This is a genomic window from Methanobrevibacter sp. TLL-48-HuF1, from assembly GCF_023617305.1.
In the GTDB taxonomy this organism is placed as follows: Archaea; Methanobacteriota; Methanobacteria; order Methanobacteriales; family Methanobacteriaceae; genus Methanocatella; species Methanocatella intestini.
Genome location: NZ_CP081485.1, coordinates 837,768 through 852,875 on the forward strand (window position 1 = coordinate 837,768; position 15,108 = coordinate 852,875).

The 15,108-nt window shown below is 32.5% G+C and carries 14 protein-coding genes and 1 tRNA gene; 10 read left to right on the top strand and 5 right to left on the bottom strand.

Annotated elements, in window-relative coordinates; genetic code table 11:
- Window positions 1-24 precede the first annotated feature (24 nt).
- Together serB and K4897_RS04150 are read right to left on the bottom strand one after the other, a co-directional pair.
- A complete protein-coding gene (gene serB, locus K4897_RS04145; RefSeq protein ID WP_019264603.1) occupies window positions 25-1,617 on the bottom strand; it encodes a phosphoserine phosphatase SerB in 1,593 nt (530 codons plus the stop codon).
- A 12-nt stretch (window positions 1,618-1,629) separates the two neighbouring features.
- On the bottom strand, window positions 1,630-2,175 hold the full coding sequence (locus K4897_RS04150; protein WP_250416852.1) for a TATA-box-binding protein: 546 nt from the start codon (window positions 2,173-2,175) through the stop codon (window positions 1,630-1,632).
- A 175-nt stretch (window positions 2,176-2,350) separates the two neighbouring features.
- Between K4897_RS04150 and cyaB the strand changes: the two genes are divergently transcribed.
- Genes cyaB through fen form a run of 5 tightly spaced genes read left to right on the top strand, consistent with a single transcriptional unit; the run spans window position 2,351 to window position 6,944 of the window.
- Window positions 2,351-2,890 carry a class IV adenylate cyclase gene (gene cyaB / locus K4897_RS04155; protein WP_250416854.1) on the top strand — a complete coding sequence of 180 codons (540 nt, stop codon included), beginning with the start codon at window positions 2,351-2,353 and terminating at the stop codon, window positions 2,888-2,890.
- A 50-nt stretch (window positions 2,891-2,940) separates the two neighbouring features.
- Window positions 2,941-4,113, top strand: coding sequence for a homocitrate synthase family protein (locus K4897_RS04160; RefSeq protein ID WP_019264606.1), 1,173 nt, complete (start codon window positions 2,941-2,943; stop codon window positions 4,111-4,113).
- Window positions 4,114-4,122: 9 nt separating this feature from the next.
- The gene (gene hacA / locus K4897_RS04165; protein ID WP_250416858.1) at window positions 4,123-5,376 is read left to right on the top strand and encodes a homoaconitase large subunit; all 1,254 of its coding nucleotides are present in this window, start codon (window positions 4,123-4,125) and stop codon (window positions 5,374-5,376) included.
- A gap of 8 nt (window positions 5,377-5,384) precedes the next feature.
- A complete protein-coding gene (locus tag K4897_RS04170) occupies window positions 5,385-5,948 on the top strand; it encodes a chorismate lyase (protein ID WP_250416861.1) in 564 nt (187 codons plus the stop codon).
- Window positions 5,949-5,960: 12 nt separating this feature from the next.
- A complete protein-coding gene (gene fen, locus K4897_RS04175; RefSeq protein ID WP_250416863.1) occupies window positions 5,961-6,944 on the top strand; it encodes a flap endonuclease-1 in 984 nt (327 codons plus the stop codon).
- On the opposite strand, the gene K4897_RS04180 is transcribed toward fen, so the two are convergent.
- Complete coding sequence (locus tag K4897_RS04180; protein ID WP_250416866.1) at window positions 6,941-7,591, bottom strand: DUF2119 domain-containing protein; 651 nt, start codon at window positions 7,589-7,591, stop codon at window positions 6,941-6,943. The two genes, fen and K4897_RS04180, sit on opposite strands and share 4 nt — an antisense overlap.
- Before the next feature lie 36 nt (window positions 7,592-7,627).
- The gene (locus tag K4897_RS04185; RefSeq protein WP_250416868.1) at window positions 7,628-8,878 is read right to left on the bottom strand and encodes an adenosylhomocysteinase; all 1,251 of its coding nucleotides are present in this window, start codon (window positions 8,876-8,878) and stop codon (window positions 7,628-7,630) included.
- Between the two features lie 249 nt (window positions 8,879-9,127).
- Between K4897_RS04185 and K4897_RS04190 the strand changes: the two genes are divergently transcribed.
- From K4897_RS04190 to K4897_RS04210, 5 genes are all read left to right on the top strand, one after another.
- Window positions 9,128-9,237: transfer RNA gene (locus K4897_RS04190), tRNA-Met, on the top strand.
- A gap of 155 nt (window positions 9,238-9,392) precedes the next feature.
- Window positions 9,393-10,559: an aldo/keto reductase gene (locus K4897_RS04195; protein ID WP_250416870.1), complete on the top strand. Its 1,167-nt coding sequence runs from the start codon at window positions 9,393-9,395 to the stop codon at window positions 10,557-10,559.
- 9 nt (window positions 10,560-10,568) lie between these two features.
- Window positions 10,569-11,324 carry a HesA/MoeB/ThiF family protein gene (locus K4897_RS04200; protein ID WP_250416872.1) on the top strand — a complete coding sequence of 252 codons (756 nt, stop codon included), beginning with the start codon at window positions 10,569-10,571 and terminating at the stop codon, window positions 11,322-11,324.
- 256 nt (window positions 11,325-11,580) lie between these two features.
- Window positions 11,581-12,939, top strand: a complete 1,359-nt coding sequence (gene glnA, locus K4897_RS04205) for a type I glutamate--ammonia ligase (protein ID WP_049780222.1) — start codon at window positions 11,581-11,583, stop codon at window positions 12,937-12,939.
- 87 nt (window positions 12,940-13,026) lie between these two features.
- Window positions 13,027-14,706: a DUF128 domain-containing protein gene (locus tag K4897_RS04210; RefSeq protein WP_019266515.1), complete on the top strand. Its 1,680-nt coding sequence runs from the start codon at window positions 13,027-13,029 to the stop codon at window positions 14,704-14,706.
- A gap of 5 nt (window positions 14,707-14,711) precedes the next feature.
- Here the strand turns inward: K4897_RS04210 and K4897_RS04215 are convergent, their stop codons facing one another.
- Window positions 14,712-15,002 (bottom strand): DUF2097 domain-containing protein, encoded by a 291-nt coding sequence (locus tag K4897_RS04215; protein ID WP_019266516.1) that lies wholly within the window; start codon window positions 15,000-15,002, stop codon window positions 14,712-14,714.
- Window positions 15,003-15,108 lie beyond the last annotated feature (106 nt).

The window sequence follows — 15,108 nt, forward strand, 5'->3', positions numbered from 1 at the left end:
ATTAAAGTAATTCCAGCAAATTACCTAATTAATATTGTATTTTTGTAAAAGTAAGAGCTCTTCAGTAGATAATTTTCCACCATGTTTGAATTTATCAAATATTTCTTCAGCCCTTTCTTTTTCTTCACGATTTTTGTTACCGTTAGATGAAGAAGATTTGTTACTGCTGGATCTTCTTTTTCTAGGTCTGTTAGAACCTAATTTTTTATTGATAACATGAATATCGCTTAAAATGGATTTGAATTCTTCGTGTTTTGCAGAAGCATTTTTACGAGCTTCAATGAATTTTTTGTGAGCTTCATCAGCTGCAGTTCTGATATCATCAGTTTTTCTGAAGTATTTAAGCATTTCTTCATGAGCTGCTTGAGCTTTTTCAGAGAATTCAATAACTTTTTCGTGTTCTTCTTCAGATAATTTTTTAAGATCTTGTGCTTCACCTTTAACAGATTCATCTTCATGAATTTCCATTAACTGTTTTCTTAAATCATTTGCATTTTTAACAAGCTGATTTTCTTTTTTAATATCTAAAACACGAGTTTCAATGATTTTATCAATCTTTTTAATCTCATTTTCTATTTTAATTTTGTCACGTTTACCAGAAGACCATTCTAAGTTTCTAATTTTATTATTAGCTTCATTACGTGCTTTTTTAGCTTCTTCAACTTGTTTGTTGATTTCGTTACGTTCATTTCTGAATTCAATAGCTTTGTTTAAGTTTTCTTTTAATGATGCATTTAATTCATCACGGATTTTACGTTGTTCTTTAGCTATTCTGTTGAATTCTTCTCTTTCTTCAGTAACTTTAGCTATTTCAGCTTCTTTTTCATCTTTTTGTTTTCTTACACCTTCCATGGTGTCAGCTAAAACAAAATCAGATTCAGGAAGACCGTCTTTTTTAGGTTTTTCAGCTTCTTCAGTAGATTCTTCAGCTTTTTCTTCTGCTTCTTCTACTTGTTCAGTTTCGTCATCTTCAACAACGTCAGTGGATAATTGATTAATAATTTCATCTAAGACTTTGGTTAAGTCTTTTTCATCTACTACAACATCAGCTTTTTCTTTAACAGAATCTTTTGCATTGAAAGCAATTCCAATACCTGCTGATTCGATCATGGAAATGTCGTTAGCTCCATCCCCAACTGCAACAACTTCTTCTAAAGAAGTGTCATTACCTTCAATATGTTCTTTTAATATATCTAATTTAGAACCAGATACTAAAGGTCCAGTTACTTCACCAGTCAATTTACCGTCTTCAACAGTGAAACTATTAGTGTATGCATTTTCAATACCGAGTTTGTCTTTTACGGTTTGTGCAACAATATCAAAACTACCACTAATAATAGCTACATCTAATCCTTCTTCTTTTAAACGTGCGATGGTATCTTCAGCACCATTCATTAATGGAAGTTCATCAGCAACTTTTTGAATATCTTCAACAGAAGTTCCTTCAAGAAGTTTAACTCTATCTTTAATAGAAGTTTCAAAGTCGATTTCTCCTTGCATAGCTTTTTCAGTGATTTCAGCTATTTCATCTTCAACATTTGCTAATTTCCCTATCTCATCAATTGCTTCTCCATCAATAATAACGTTATCTAAGTCAAATACTACAAGTTTAATCAATCATACCACCAATTATATTAAATCTAGCTCACTTAATCTATCGTAAGCTCTTTCGACACCTAATTTAGCGTCGCTACGTGTTTTAGCTCCAGTACAAACAACTTTACCAGAACCAAATAATAATAAAACAACTTTAGGGTCAGATAACCTGTATACTAAACCCGGAAATTGTTCAGGTTCGTATTCAGTATCTTCAAGCTCTAAAGCTACTGCTTCTAAGTTTAATGTGGATTCTAAGTTTGCAGAAGCCACAATGTTTTGAATTTTAATTTCGAATTCATGAGGAATTTCAGTATCAACAGTCCTCATTAAATCAACAGTCTTTTTAATAGCTAACTTTGAGTCATCTATAGACTTTGCCCCAGTACAAACAAGCTTACCAGAGCTGAAAATTAATGCTGCTGTTTTAGGATCTTTAAGTTTAAAAACTAATCCTGGAAACTGTTCACGATTAAAATTAACCCCTTCTAAAGCTTTGGAAACTTCAGTTAAAACTATATCTTTTCCTATGCTTGCAGAAGCCACAATGTTTTCTATTTTTATATCAACATCGGTCAATTTAAAACCTCCAATTAATTATTAAAATGAGTATCAGTAAAGATTTAAAATCATTAAATTTTTACTAATTAAATATTTTATTTAAATAGTATATAAACTTATGTTTATTTATAAACTAAAATCAAAAATATAGTATAAACATATTTTTTAAAAGTATTATTAAGGTCTGATAGAAATGATAGAAGTTGAAGTAAAAGCTAAAATTGATAATTTTGAAGATATGAGGGAAAAATTAAATAATCTAGGGGCTGTTAAAACTAAAGAAGAATTTCAGGAAGATATTTATTTCAATAGCCCCATTGTAGATTTTGCTAAAACCGATGAAGCCCTAAGAATAAGAACAACAGAACAAAACAACGAAAAACACATTTTCATAACATATAAAGGAGCTAAAATTGATTCTAAAAGTAAAACACGTGAAGAAATAGAATTTGGAATTGAAGACAGTGAAAAATGTGCAAAAACATTTGAACATATAGGATTTAAAAAAGTCAGAACTGTCCGTAAAAATCGTGAATATTATACTTATAAAAACTTTGAAATAAGTTTAGATGATGTTGAAGGTTTAAGTCCATATATGGAAATTGAAATAGGTCTTGAAGATGGAAATGATTACCAACAATCCCAAGACAGTATTTTTGAAGTATTTGAACAGCTTGGCATTACAGATGGTTTTGAAAGAACTTCCTATCTGGAACTTTTAGAAAATTTATAATATAACATACTACAATTAATAATTATTAAATATAAATGAGAAGTGATTATTTGCAATATTATATTAGTCATTATAATAAAGAACCTGAATTAAATTTCCCCGATGAAATTACAATTTATGATACAACTTTAAGGGACGGTGAACAAACCCCCGGAGTTTGTTTCAGTCCTGAAGAAAAGTTAGAAATTGCTAAAAAATTAGATGAAATTAAAATTAAACAGATTGAAGCAGGTTTTCCAATAGTATCTAAAAAAGAACAAGAATCAGTAAAATCTATCACTTCTGAAGGCCTTAATGCACAGATTCTTTCTTTAGCTAGAACCAAAAAAGAAGACATTGATGCTGCTCTTGACTGTGATGTTGATGGTGTTATTACATTTATGGGGACTTCAGACATCCATTTAGAACACAAAATGCACATCGGACGTCAGGAAGCACTGAACACATGTATGAATGCTATTGAATATGCTAAAGATCATGGATTATTTGTGGCATTTTCTGCAGAAGATGCAACCAGAACTGATTTGGATTTCCTAAAAAGAATATATAACAAAGCTGAAAGCTACGGAGCAGATAGGGTACATATAGCAGATACTACTGGTGCTATAACCCCACAAGGAATTACTTATTTAGTAAAAGAACTTAAAAAAGATGTAAACATAGATATCGCTCTACACTGTCACAATGATTTTGGTTTGGCGGTTATAAATTCCATATCCGGTGTATTGGCTGGAGCTAATGGAATTTCCACAACAGTAAACGGTATTGGAGAACGTGCCGGAAATGCGTCTCTTGAAGAGCTAATTATGTCTCTTAAATTATTATATGGTAAAGACTTAGGATTCAAAACCAAACATATTAAAGAATTATCCGAACTTGTATCAAAAGCCAGCGGACTGCCAATTCCTTACAACAAGCCTGTTGTAGGAAATAATGTATTCAGACATGAATCCGGAATCCATGTTGATGCAGTTATTGAAGAACCATTATGTTATGAACCGTATATTCCAGAATTAGTAGGGCAAAAAAGACAATTGGTATTAGGTAAACATTCAGGCTGCAGAGCAGTTAGAGCCAAATTAAATGAATGTGACCTGGATGTAAGTGATGATACACTTATTGAAATTGTTAAAAAAGTTAAAAAAAGCAGAGAAGAAGGAACCTACATTAATGATGATGTATTCAAACAGATCGTAAAAAGTTGTAATTATAAAAAAGAATAGGTGACAGTTTTGAATATTACAGAAAAAATATTATCAGCTAAAGCAAAAAAAGAAGTTACACCTGGAGAAATCATTGAAATTCCAGTTGATTTAGCTATGTCTCATGACGGAACATCACCACCAGCTATAAAAACCTTTGAAAAAGTAGCCGCCAAAGTCTGGGACAATGAAAAAATTGCAATTGTATTTGACCATAACGTTCCTGCAAATACCATAGGATCTGCAGAATTTCAGAAAGTATGCAGAGATTTTATAAAAAAACAGGGCATTGCTAAAAACTACATACACGGTGACGGAATATGCCACCAGGTACTTCCTGAAAAAGGACTGGTAGAACCTGGAAAAGTTATTGTAGGAGCAGACTCACACACATGTACTTATGGTGCATATGGAGCATTTTCCACAGGAATGGGTGCTACTGATTTAGCTATGGTCTATGCTACAGGTAAAACATGGTTTATGGTTCCTGAAGCTATTAAAATGGAAGTTACCGGAGAGCTGAATTCCTATACTGCTCCAAAAGACATTATTTTAAAAATCATAGGAGAAGTGGGAATAGCAGGAGCTACTTATAAAACTGCAGAATTCTGCGGAGAAACCATCGAAAAAATGGGAGTGGAAGGCAGAGCTACAATATGTAATATGGCTATTGAAATGGGAGCTAAAAACGGAATAATGGAACCTAATAAAGAAGTTATCCAATACGTTTCCCAGAGAACTGGAAAAAAAGAAAGTGAATTGAACATTGTTAAATCTGATAAAGATGCACAGTATTCAGAAGAAATGCACTTTGATATAAATGATATGGAACCTCAAATAGCCTGCCCTAATGATGTAGATAATGTTAAAGACATCTCCAAAGTTGAAGGGACAGCTGTTGACCAATGTTTAATAGGTTCCTGTACAAACGGCAGATTATCTGATTTGAAAGATGCTTATGAAATCTTAAAAGATAATGAAATTAATAATAATACCAGATTACTGATTCTTCCAGCATCAGCTGAAATTTACAAACAGGCAATACATAAAGGATACATTGATACATTTATAGATGCTGGAGCCATTATCTGCAATCCAGGATGCGGACCTTGTCTTGGAGGACATATGGGAGTTTTATCTGAAGGTGAAACCTGCGTATCTACAACAAACAGAAATTTCAAAGGAAGAATGGGAGACCCTAAATCTTCAGTATATCTGGCTAATTCAAAGGTTGTTGCTGCTTCAGCTATTGAAGGAGTTATTACAAATCCTAAAGATTTATAGTGAAAAAAATGACTATCGAAAAAAATGAGGCAAATAAACGCCTAATTGAAAAAATAAACAAAGTAGAAGAAAATTATACAAAAAACTTTTCAAATACTCAAAAAATTCTGCTGACAACAGACGGCTCAATTACAGCTATTTTAGATGTGCTGTACGGTAAAATTACATTAAGTACCTTAGAACAGCACTTTGACAAGGCAGACTGTGAAATCAGCAAATTAATCAATGTTAATGAAGGGGCACAAATCAATTACAGGGAAGTTATAATGCATAAAGACGATGAAAACCTGATTTATGCACTGTCATACATCCCATTGGAACGCCTTACTGATGAAATCTGTTGTGATTTGGTTAGAGCAGATATACCGATAGGCAGAATTTTAAAAAATTACCAGATTGAATCAAGAAGAGAAGTAAATAAAATCTATATTGAAAAACCTAATGAAAGGTTAAAAGATTTATTTAACACAAAAGAAGATATGCTTGCCAGAGAATATGTAATTATCCATAAAAACAATGTATTGATGTGGATTAAAGAAGTATTCCCAGTCAGCAAATTTACAAACATTTAAACGGGTGATAAAATGGGTGTTAAATTAAAAGACATAATCCAGCCAGAACCGATTAATTTTAAAGATTTGAAAGGAAGAGCAATCTCTATAGATGCATTTAATACCCTTTATCAGTTTTTGTCTACAATCAGACAAAGAGATGGAAGACCCTTAAGTGACAGCAATGGAAATATAACTTCCCATTTAAGTGGAATTTTATATAGAAACTCTTCAATGATTGAAAAAGACATAAAACCGATTTATGTGTTTGACGGAACCCCATCTTACCTTAAACAGGAAACCATTGACCAGAGAAGACAGATAAGAGAAGAATCTGAAAAAAAATGGAAGGAAGCACTGGCTAAACAGGACACACAGGAAGCCAGAAAATATGCAATGAGATCTTCCAAATTATCTCCCTACATTATAGAATCCTCCAAAAAGCTGCTGACAATGATGGGAATACCATACATTGAAGCATATGGTGAAGGAGAAGCCCAGGCAGCATACCTTGTTGAAAATGGAGATGCGTGGGCAGTAGCTTCACAGGATTATGACTGTCTGTTATTCGGAGCCAAAAGGGTTGTAAGAAATCTGGCTATCAATTCCAACTTGGGAGATCTGGAATATTACAATTTAAAAAGAGTTTTAGATGAACTGGGCATAAATAGAGAACAGCTTATTGATATGGGAATACTGATTGGAACTGATTTTAGTGAAGGCTTAAAAGGAGTAGGTGCAAAAACAGCTCTTAAACTGGCTAAAAAAGGAGAACTTGAAAATAAATTAGCCAAACTTCAGGAAGAGTCATCACATGACATATCTGAAGTCAGAGAAATATTCCTAAATCATAATGTAAATAAGGACTATAAAATCAGATGGAAAAAGCCTGCTAAAAATGATATTATTGACTTTTTATGTGAAGAACACGGTTTTTCACAGGACAGAGTTTCAAAAGCCTGCGACAAATTAAAAAATTTAAATTCAAGCCAGAAAAACCTTGAAGACTGGTTCTAATAAGGAGGAAACTCCGGACCAAATACTTTTTTGGCATAATCAACAGCCAATGCAACCTGATTATAGTAATTTTTCAGCATTTCCTTTTCAAAATATTTCCTATCAGGTGCCTTAATAATTAAATTAAGAAGCTTTTCATAGGTTTCAACAGCTAATTTTTTATTGAAATTATATTTTTCTTCTTTTTTACAGGATAACTTCTCAACACATGGAAATTCCAGTGTTTTACAAACAGTGTCTGTTGAAAAATAGGTCATTCGAATCAATGGAGAAACAGAACTTACCAGCACATGATTTCCCAAATCTATTAATGGAGGAATTCCTGTTTTGGTGTAACGTTCCATAGAAGTTAACCTGTCAAAATGTGCTAAATCATAACAGTGAAGTTCTGTATAAAAATCAGGTTCAAAATACTCAATCAGATCCAAAATCTTCAATCCGATTTCTGATTTATAATATTCCTTTTTAATTGTGGAAATATATGGAGTTTTATCAAAATTATAAAAATAAAACTGACCTTCTGAAAAATCATCAGCATTCAAACGTTTAAGAAATTTTAAAGAAGTTTTGCCTTCATTACCGTGAACTCCACCAATAAATAACTTAGTTGGACCTTCACCATTATCAACATATCTGAAATAAGACATATTATCTATAAAAAAAGAAAAAAATAAGAAGAAAACTTAAGTTCCTTCTTTCCAGCTGCACATGTACTCTTTTTGGCGCTCAGATAAAGTATCAATTTCAATATCCATAGCTTTTAATTTTAAATTAGCTACCTCATAATCAATGTCATCAGGAGCTTTTGTTACACCAACTTCCAAATCGTTGTTTAAAATGTATTTGGCAGACAATGCCTGAACAGCAAAACTCATATCCATAATTTCTGCAGGGTGTCCTTGTCCTCTGGCTGCTGATAAGTTTACCAATCTTCCATCTGCAAGCAAGTATATTTTTCTGCCGTCTTTCATAATAAACATTTCAATACTTTCCCTTACTTCACGAACATCAGTTGACTGAGCTTCCAAATCCTGTCTGTTGATTTCCACATTAAAATGACCTGAATTACATAACATACAGCCATCTTTCATGTATTTAAAGTCATCACCATGAATAATATTGATGTTGCCGGTTACAGTAATGATTAAATCAGCTTCTTTTACAGCATCTCTAATTTTCATTACTCTGTAACCATCCATTCTTGCTTCAAGTGCTCTGATTGGATCAATTTCAGTTACAATAACATTAGCTCCAAGACCTTGTGCTCTTAAAGCTATTCCACGACCGCACCAGCCATATCCACATACAACAACAGATTTACCAGCTATTAACATATTAGTAGTTCCCATAATTGCATCAAAACTGGATTGGCCAGTACCATACCTGTTATCAAATAAATATTTAGTGTAAGCATCGTTTACAGCTACAACAGGGAATTTTAAAGCACCATCTTTATGCATAGCTTCTAATCTGTGAACACCAGTAGTAGTTTCTTCACATGCTCCTTTAATATGTTTTAAAACATCAGTTCTTTCATTGTGAAGAACCATAATCATATCTGCACCATCATCAATAATTATATCAGGTTTATGGTCAAGAACCATGTTGATAGTTTGATAGTATTCTTCATCGTCCTGATCTCTCCAACCATAAATATTTAAACCTAAATCAGCAGCACCAGCTACTGCATCATCATGAGTGGATAACGGATTACATCCAGTCATAGCTACTTCAGCTCCACCTGCCTGTAAAGTCAATCCTAAATTAATAGTTTTAGGTTCTAAATGTAAACAGGACCCGATAGTGATTCCTTTGAAAGGTTGAGTTTCTTCATATTCTTTTTTAATGTGTTCAAGAACTGGCATGTGTCTTTGAACCCATTCAATTTTTCTTATACCTTCTTTAGCAAGAGACATATCTTTAACTTTACTCATAATATCCCCTATAAAAATTAAATAATATTATAATATATCGTTTGGGAGTTATTAAATATTATTATTTGAAAATGATTTTAAAAATATAAAATACAACAAAATATTTCAAATAAAATATATTACCATCATAATCAAATATTATAAAACTAAACAATATCTAATTATCAATAAAGAAAATTAAAATATAATCATAAATAAGAAAAACAAAAAGTATAAATGTAATGAGAATTTAATATATAAATGTCTGATGCCGGGGTGGCTCAGCTGGTTAGAGCGCACGGCTCATAGGGTAATTAAGCAGTGCTCTGACTAATTCCTGGGATACCGTGAGGCCGCGGGTTCGAATCCCGCTCCCGGCATCTTCAATCCCAGGAATATTTTTTATAAACTATTTTTCATGAAATTTTTAATTTTACAAGCTGATTTTATCGCTGATTTTAAAAATGCCAAATCAAAACTATTTTATAAATCATTAATAAATATATCAAGTGTTAAGATTTGAGGATTTATTAAAATGCAATATAAAGAACTTGGAAAAACCAAAGAAAATGTTTCAATTCTTGGTTTCGGAGCTATGAGATTACCTACAAAAGGTTCCAATGACAATATAGATGAAAGTGTAGCTAGTGAAATCCTTAGCTATGGAATTGATAATGGAATTAACATTATTGATACCGCCTATCCCTATCACAGTGCCGGAATTGACGGTAACGGAAACAGCGAAGTTTTCATTGGAAAATTTTTAAAGGAAAATAGCTATCGGGATGATGTTTTAATCTCTACAAAGTCTCCATGCTGGTTAATGGAAGAAAAAGGAGATTTTGAATATTATCTTGACAAACAACTTGAAAAACTCCAGACAGACAGTATTGATATCTATTTACTTCATGCTCTTACAAAGAATGATTGGGATAAAGTCCGTAAACTTAGAGTTCTGGATTTTCTTGATGACAGTTTAAGCAGTGGTAAAATAAAGCATGTGGGATTTTCATCACATACTGAAATTGATACATTTGTAGATATTCTTGACGCATATCCAAAATGGGAAGTTGTCCTGACACAGATGAACTATCTTGACGAATACTACCAGACAGGAGTAATGGGTCTTGATGAATTGAAAAGGCTGAATATCGGAAGTATGATTATGGAACCGCTGCGTGGAGGCAGATTAGTTCAAAATATTCCTCCGGAAGTCCAAAAACTTTGGAACAGTGCTGAAATTAAAAGAACTCCTGTTGAATGGGCTTTAGAATACTTATGGAACAGAGATGATGTTGACTGTGTTTTAAGTGGTATGAATTCACTGGAACAGGTCAGACAAAATATTCAGATAGCTTCAGATGTTAAGGAAATTAGTGAACATGACCATGATCTAATAAGAGAAGTTGCCAGAACATATAAAACATTAACTGGAAATGACTGTACCTGCTGCGGATACTGTATGCCATGTCCAGAAGATGTTGACATTATCAATTGTTTTAAGGAATACAACATTGGTAAAATGCTAAATAATCCTAAAGGAAGTGCACTGCAGTATTTTACTTTAATTGACGATGACTGCAGAGCAGACAGCTGCATCAATTGTGGAGAATGCGAATTTGTTTGCCCACAAATGCTCGACATCCCACAGGAACTTGAAAAAGTAGATGAATATTTCGGTAGAGAATTTAATCATTTTTAAGGTGAAAAAATGCCAACAAGATATATAGGTGACGGATATTGGGAAATAATAAGTCGTCAAATGAGTATTGTAACCAGAAGCCAACAGGAAAGATTTAAAGAAGCTAAAATAGCAATTATTGGCTGTGGAGGAATAGGTGGTCAGACTATTGAAATGTTAGCTAGAATGGGTGTCGGTCAGCTTAATTTAGTTGATGAAGATGAATTTGACTTATCTAACTTAAACAGACAGACATTAGCCAGTCTTAAAGAAGTAGGCCTTTCCAAAAGCCAAGTAGCTAAAGAAAAAGTCAGATTACTTAATCCATATGTTAAAGTTAACTGCTTCAATGAAACTGTAACTGAAGAAAATGTTGATAAAATAATCGGTGAGTGTGACATTGTTATTGATGCACTTGACAATGTCAAAACAAGAGTCATTGTTTCCAGAGCAGCTGAAAATAAAGAAATTCCATTTATTCACGGAGCTATTCACGGAACTTTAGGTCAGATTACAGTATTTTCACCAGACAAAGACACAAACTATGAAACAATGTTTAATCTTCCATCAAAAGGTAAGGATTTAACTGAAGATGTGCTTGATGATTTATCCAATGTTACATCAGGTGTGCCTCCAGTTATTGGGCCTACTCCAAATCTAATTGGATGTCTTGAAGCTATGGAAGCCTTTAAAATAATGACGGGAGTTGGAAAAGTTACCGAAGCTCCAGAAATGCTAACATTTGATTTGCTGGATTTAAGCTCATTTGGCATAAATGAAATCTAAACAATCCCTCTTTTTCCTATTTTTTATTTATTGAAAATTGAACAAACAGCCATTAATTTTTAAAATAACTACTAAATTAACCATTAAAAAATAAAAATCACTGTAATTATATACTAAAAAATACAGACAATCATTATAAATACATTTATTCAAAACATTTATATAAGATGAGAAGGAAATGTATTGCCAAGGGAGGAAGGTAATTTCCGACTAACCTTTTGAAACTAATATCCATAAATTTATGGAGTATGATTTAATGACTGAAAAAGTTAACGAAGAATTAATGGAAAGCGTAATTAAACAAATGAAAGAGGATAATATTAAATTTATCCGTTTACAATTTGTTGATATAAATGGAACTGCTAAAAATATCGTGATTCCATTTAAAGAAGAAGAAATGGAAGACTTATTTGTTGAAGGTATGTTGTTTGACGGATCTTCAATTGCAGGATTCGTAGGAATTAATGAAAGTGACCTTGTTCTTAAACCTGATATAAATACTTACTCAAGATTATCCTGGAGACCTGAAGAATCTGCAGTATGTAGATTTATCTGTGATGTCTGGACTCCTGACGGAACACCATTTGCTGGAGATCCAAGAGGTATCTTGAAAAAATCCTTAGCTAAAATTGGAAAAATGGGATTACAATATAACATTGGTCCAGAACCAGAATTCTTTATTGTAGATATTGATGATGAAGGTTATCCAATGCCTTACGATGAAGCAGGATACTTTGATGTTGAACCTTTAGACAAAGGACCTGATTTCAGAAGAGAATTAACCTTAAACTTAGAAGAATTAGATTTCGAAGTAGAAGCTTCTCACCACGAAGTAGGACCTGGTCAAAACGAAATTGCATTTAAATTTAAAGATGCTTTAAAAACTGCAGATGCTGTAATTACATTCAAACAAGCTATTAAAGCTATTGTAGACAACATGGCTACCTTTGACCAAATGGATTACAGAGTAACCTTTATGCCAAAACCATTCTTTGGTGTAAACGGTAGTGGTATGCACTGTCACCAATCAGTATTTAAAGGAGACAGGAACTTATTCTCTGACCCAAACAGTGAAACCGGATTATCCAAAGATGCACTTCACTTCATGGGAGGATTACTTGCTCACGCTCCAGCATTGACTGCAATTACCAACCCGATTGTAAACTCATACAAACGTTTAGTACCAGGTTATGAAGCTCCAGTATACAGAGCATACGGTCTTAAAAACAGATCTGCATTAATCAGAGTACCAGCAGCTCGTGGTAAAGCAACACGTATTGAATACAGAGCACCGGACCCAGCATGTAACCCATATTTAGCATTTGCAGTAATGTTAGAAGCAGGTATTGACGGTATTCAAAATAAAATTGATCCTGGAGAACCTACTGAAATCAACATCTACTCATTAACTGAAGAAGAAAGGGAAGCTATGGGAATTAAAGTTTTACCATCCAGTTTATGGGAAGCTTATCATGCACTTGAAGAAGACCCATTAATATTATCTGCTTTAGGAGACCATATCAGTGAAAAATTCTTAGAGCTCAAATATCAAGAATGGGACGAATATCGTGTACAAGTATTCGGATACGAACAAAACAAATATTTAGATATTTAAATCTAAATATACTTTTTTTATTTTTTTAAATATAATGATTCTTAAGTAAAATTAGGCATGATTATATTTAAGAAAAGAGAGCTTTTTATGTCAGAATCAGAACACAAAATAATTGAAATTTTAAGAATATTGAATGAACAAAATAAACCTACTGGTTCTAAATTAATAGCACAGGAACTAAAAAATAAGGGCTTTAACTTAGGTGAACGTGCTGTTCGTTACCATATGCAAATTCTTGATGAAAAAGGATATACTGAAAGAATGGGATATTCCGGCAGACAAATTACAGAATTAGGTAGAAAAAAACTTGAAAAAGGTTTAATCTATGACCAGGTTGATTTCATTTATTCAAAATTTGAAGAAATGATTTATTTAACTAACTTCAACTACATAAACCAGACAGGAAATGTTGTAGTAAACACTTCAACCATTTATGATGAAGAAGCATTTAATATAATCAAAGATGTTTTCAAAAGTGGTCTTTGTGTTAGTCCTTACATAAATTTAAAAGCAGATACCAATAAAGAAGAAATTCAGATAAAAACAATTTGCGGAACTACAATTGATGGAATCCTATTGAATGAAGGAATACCTACAATTCCATTATATGGAGGATTAGTTAAAATCAGAGATTACATTCCAACAAAATTTACAGAACTGATTTCCTATAAAAAAACATCTGTAACTCCTCTTGATGCATTTGTAGCTCCGGGAATGACTTCTGTATTGGATGTAATAAACACTGGAAACGGAACAATACCTGCTAATTTTCGCCTTATCCCAAGTGTAGGGCGGGAACGCACCATAAACATAATAAACAAATTAGAAAAATTTGGAATTGGAGGAGTAATGGCTGTTTCTGAAGAAGGAAAAAACACACTGGGAATTCCGGTACCTGAAGGAATGGTTGGAATAGCTATTAGTGGAGGAGTAACTCCATTTTGCGCAGCTCAGGAACTTGGATATGATATTGACATAAAAATAGCTGAAGAAATTGAAGAATTTGAAACATTGTCCCCAATAGCTGATGTTAAAAAAATATTAAAACATGCCGATAACAAGGTTCATGCTAAAACTCCATTTTTACTTTCAAAATCATGGAATCTGATTCAGAAAGTTAATTTCAATGTAGAAACCAGAAAAGGAGACATCATAGTAAATGTTTCATATATTAAAAAAGACAATCTGGAAGAAGCACTAGACATTATGAAAGAAACCTATGAATCAAATCCTAAATACATTAATCCTTACTACCAGCTTGTAGAACATCCTACAGATTATACTAAAGTAGGAATAGCTACTATATGCAGTTTAAGTATTGATGGACTTTTAATAAGCAATGGAATAATGAGCAATCCGAAATATGGCGGATTACTGGAATTAAACGAATCTCCGTTATTTATTGACCTGATTTCATATAACGGGTCTTCTGTTGATCCCCACAAAATATTCATAGCTAAAAACATGACTTCAATAACAAGAAATATAGGATCCAATAAAATATTAGCCAGTTTAAAAGAAATCCCCTACATTTCAAGAGACTATGCAGTACATTTATTAAACATCTTAAAGAATATTGGATTCTCAATTTATAAAATAGGCAAACCAAGAGAATTAACCTATAATGCTAAAGTAGATAATTACAATTTCGGTGTTGTTGCAGGCAGCGGTCTTAACCTGATTGGTGCACTTAAAGAAAAGGACATAGATGTTGAAGTTAAAGCTATTGCAAAATTAATGAAATTTGAAAAAATGGATAGGCTGTAGCTATTTTAAACTACAGTAACTTCCACTTCATCTCCTTCAACAGGATGATGAATAAATTCAATTAAATCATCCTTAATTTCATAAACATCAATTTCAATAGTTGGATTAATTGAATCTCCGTCTAATGAAAGCAGCATTTTAAAACCTGGTTTTCCAAAATATTCAGAAAAGTCCATGTTTAAAACCTCACCACTTCCAAAAATTCTATTATAGGAAATTTCTAAATTATCATGGATTTTCACATTGTTTTTTAAATATTCAACAGCATCGTCTGGAGATAAACTTAATTGTTTCATGGAAAACACCTCATTTTATATTATTAAATATTAGTTATATCTCTTATAATATAAAACTTTGTTTGTAATGTATAAAACAAAATAATTTTTCAAAAAAGGACAGCTG

What these genes read in the sequence shown, in the direction of transcription:
- cyaB (WP_250416854.1), top strand. Translation starts at nt 2,351, where the DNA reads ATGATAGAAGTTGAAGTAAAAGCTAAAATTGATAATTTTGAAGATATG.
- K4897_RS04170 (WP_250416861.1), top strand. Translation starts at nt 5,385, where the DNA reads ATGACTATCGAAAAAAATGAGGCAAATAAACGCCTAATTGAAAAAATA.
- fen (WP_250416863.1), top strand. Translation starts at nt 5,961, where the DNA reads ATGGGTGTTAAATTAAAAGACATAATCCAGCCAGAACCGATTAATTTT.
- K4897_RS04180 (WP_250416866.1), bottom strand. Translation starts at nt 7,591, where the DNA reads ATGTCTTATTTCAGATATGTTGATAATGGTGAAGGTCCAACTAAGTTA.
- K4897_RS04185 (WP_250416868.1), bottom strand. Translation starts at nt 8,878, where the DNA reads ATGAGTAAAGTTAAAGATATGTCTCTTGCTAAAGAAGGTATAAGAAAA.
- K4897_RS04195 (WP_250416870.1), top strand. Translation starts at nt 9,393, where the DNA reads ATGCAATATAAAGAACTTGGAAAAACCAAAGAAAATGTTTCAATTCTT.
- K4897_RS04200 (WP_250416872.1), top strand. Translation starts at nt 10,569, where the DNA reads ATGCCAACAAGATATATAGGTGACGGATATTGGGAAATAATAAGTCGT.
- glnA (WP_049780222.1), top strand. Translation starts at nt 11,581, where the DNA reads ATGACTGAAAAAGTTAACGAAGAATTAATGGAAAGCGTAATTAAACAA.
- K4897_RS04210 (WP_019266515.1), top strand. Translation starts at nt 13,027, where the DNA reads ATGTCAGAATCAGAACACAAAATAATTGAAATTTTAAGAATATTGAAT.
- K4897_RS04215 (WP_019266516.1), bottom strand. Translation starts at nt 15,002, where the DNA reads ATGAAACAATTAAGTTTATCTCCAGACGATGCTGTTGAATATTTAAAA.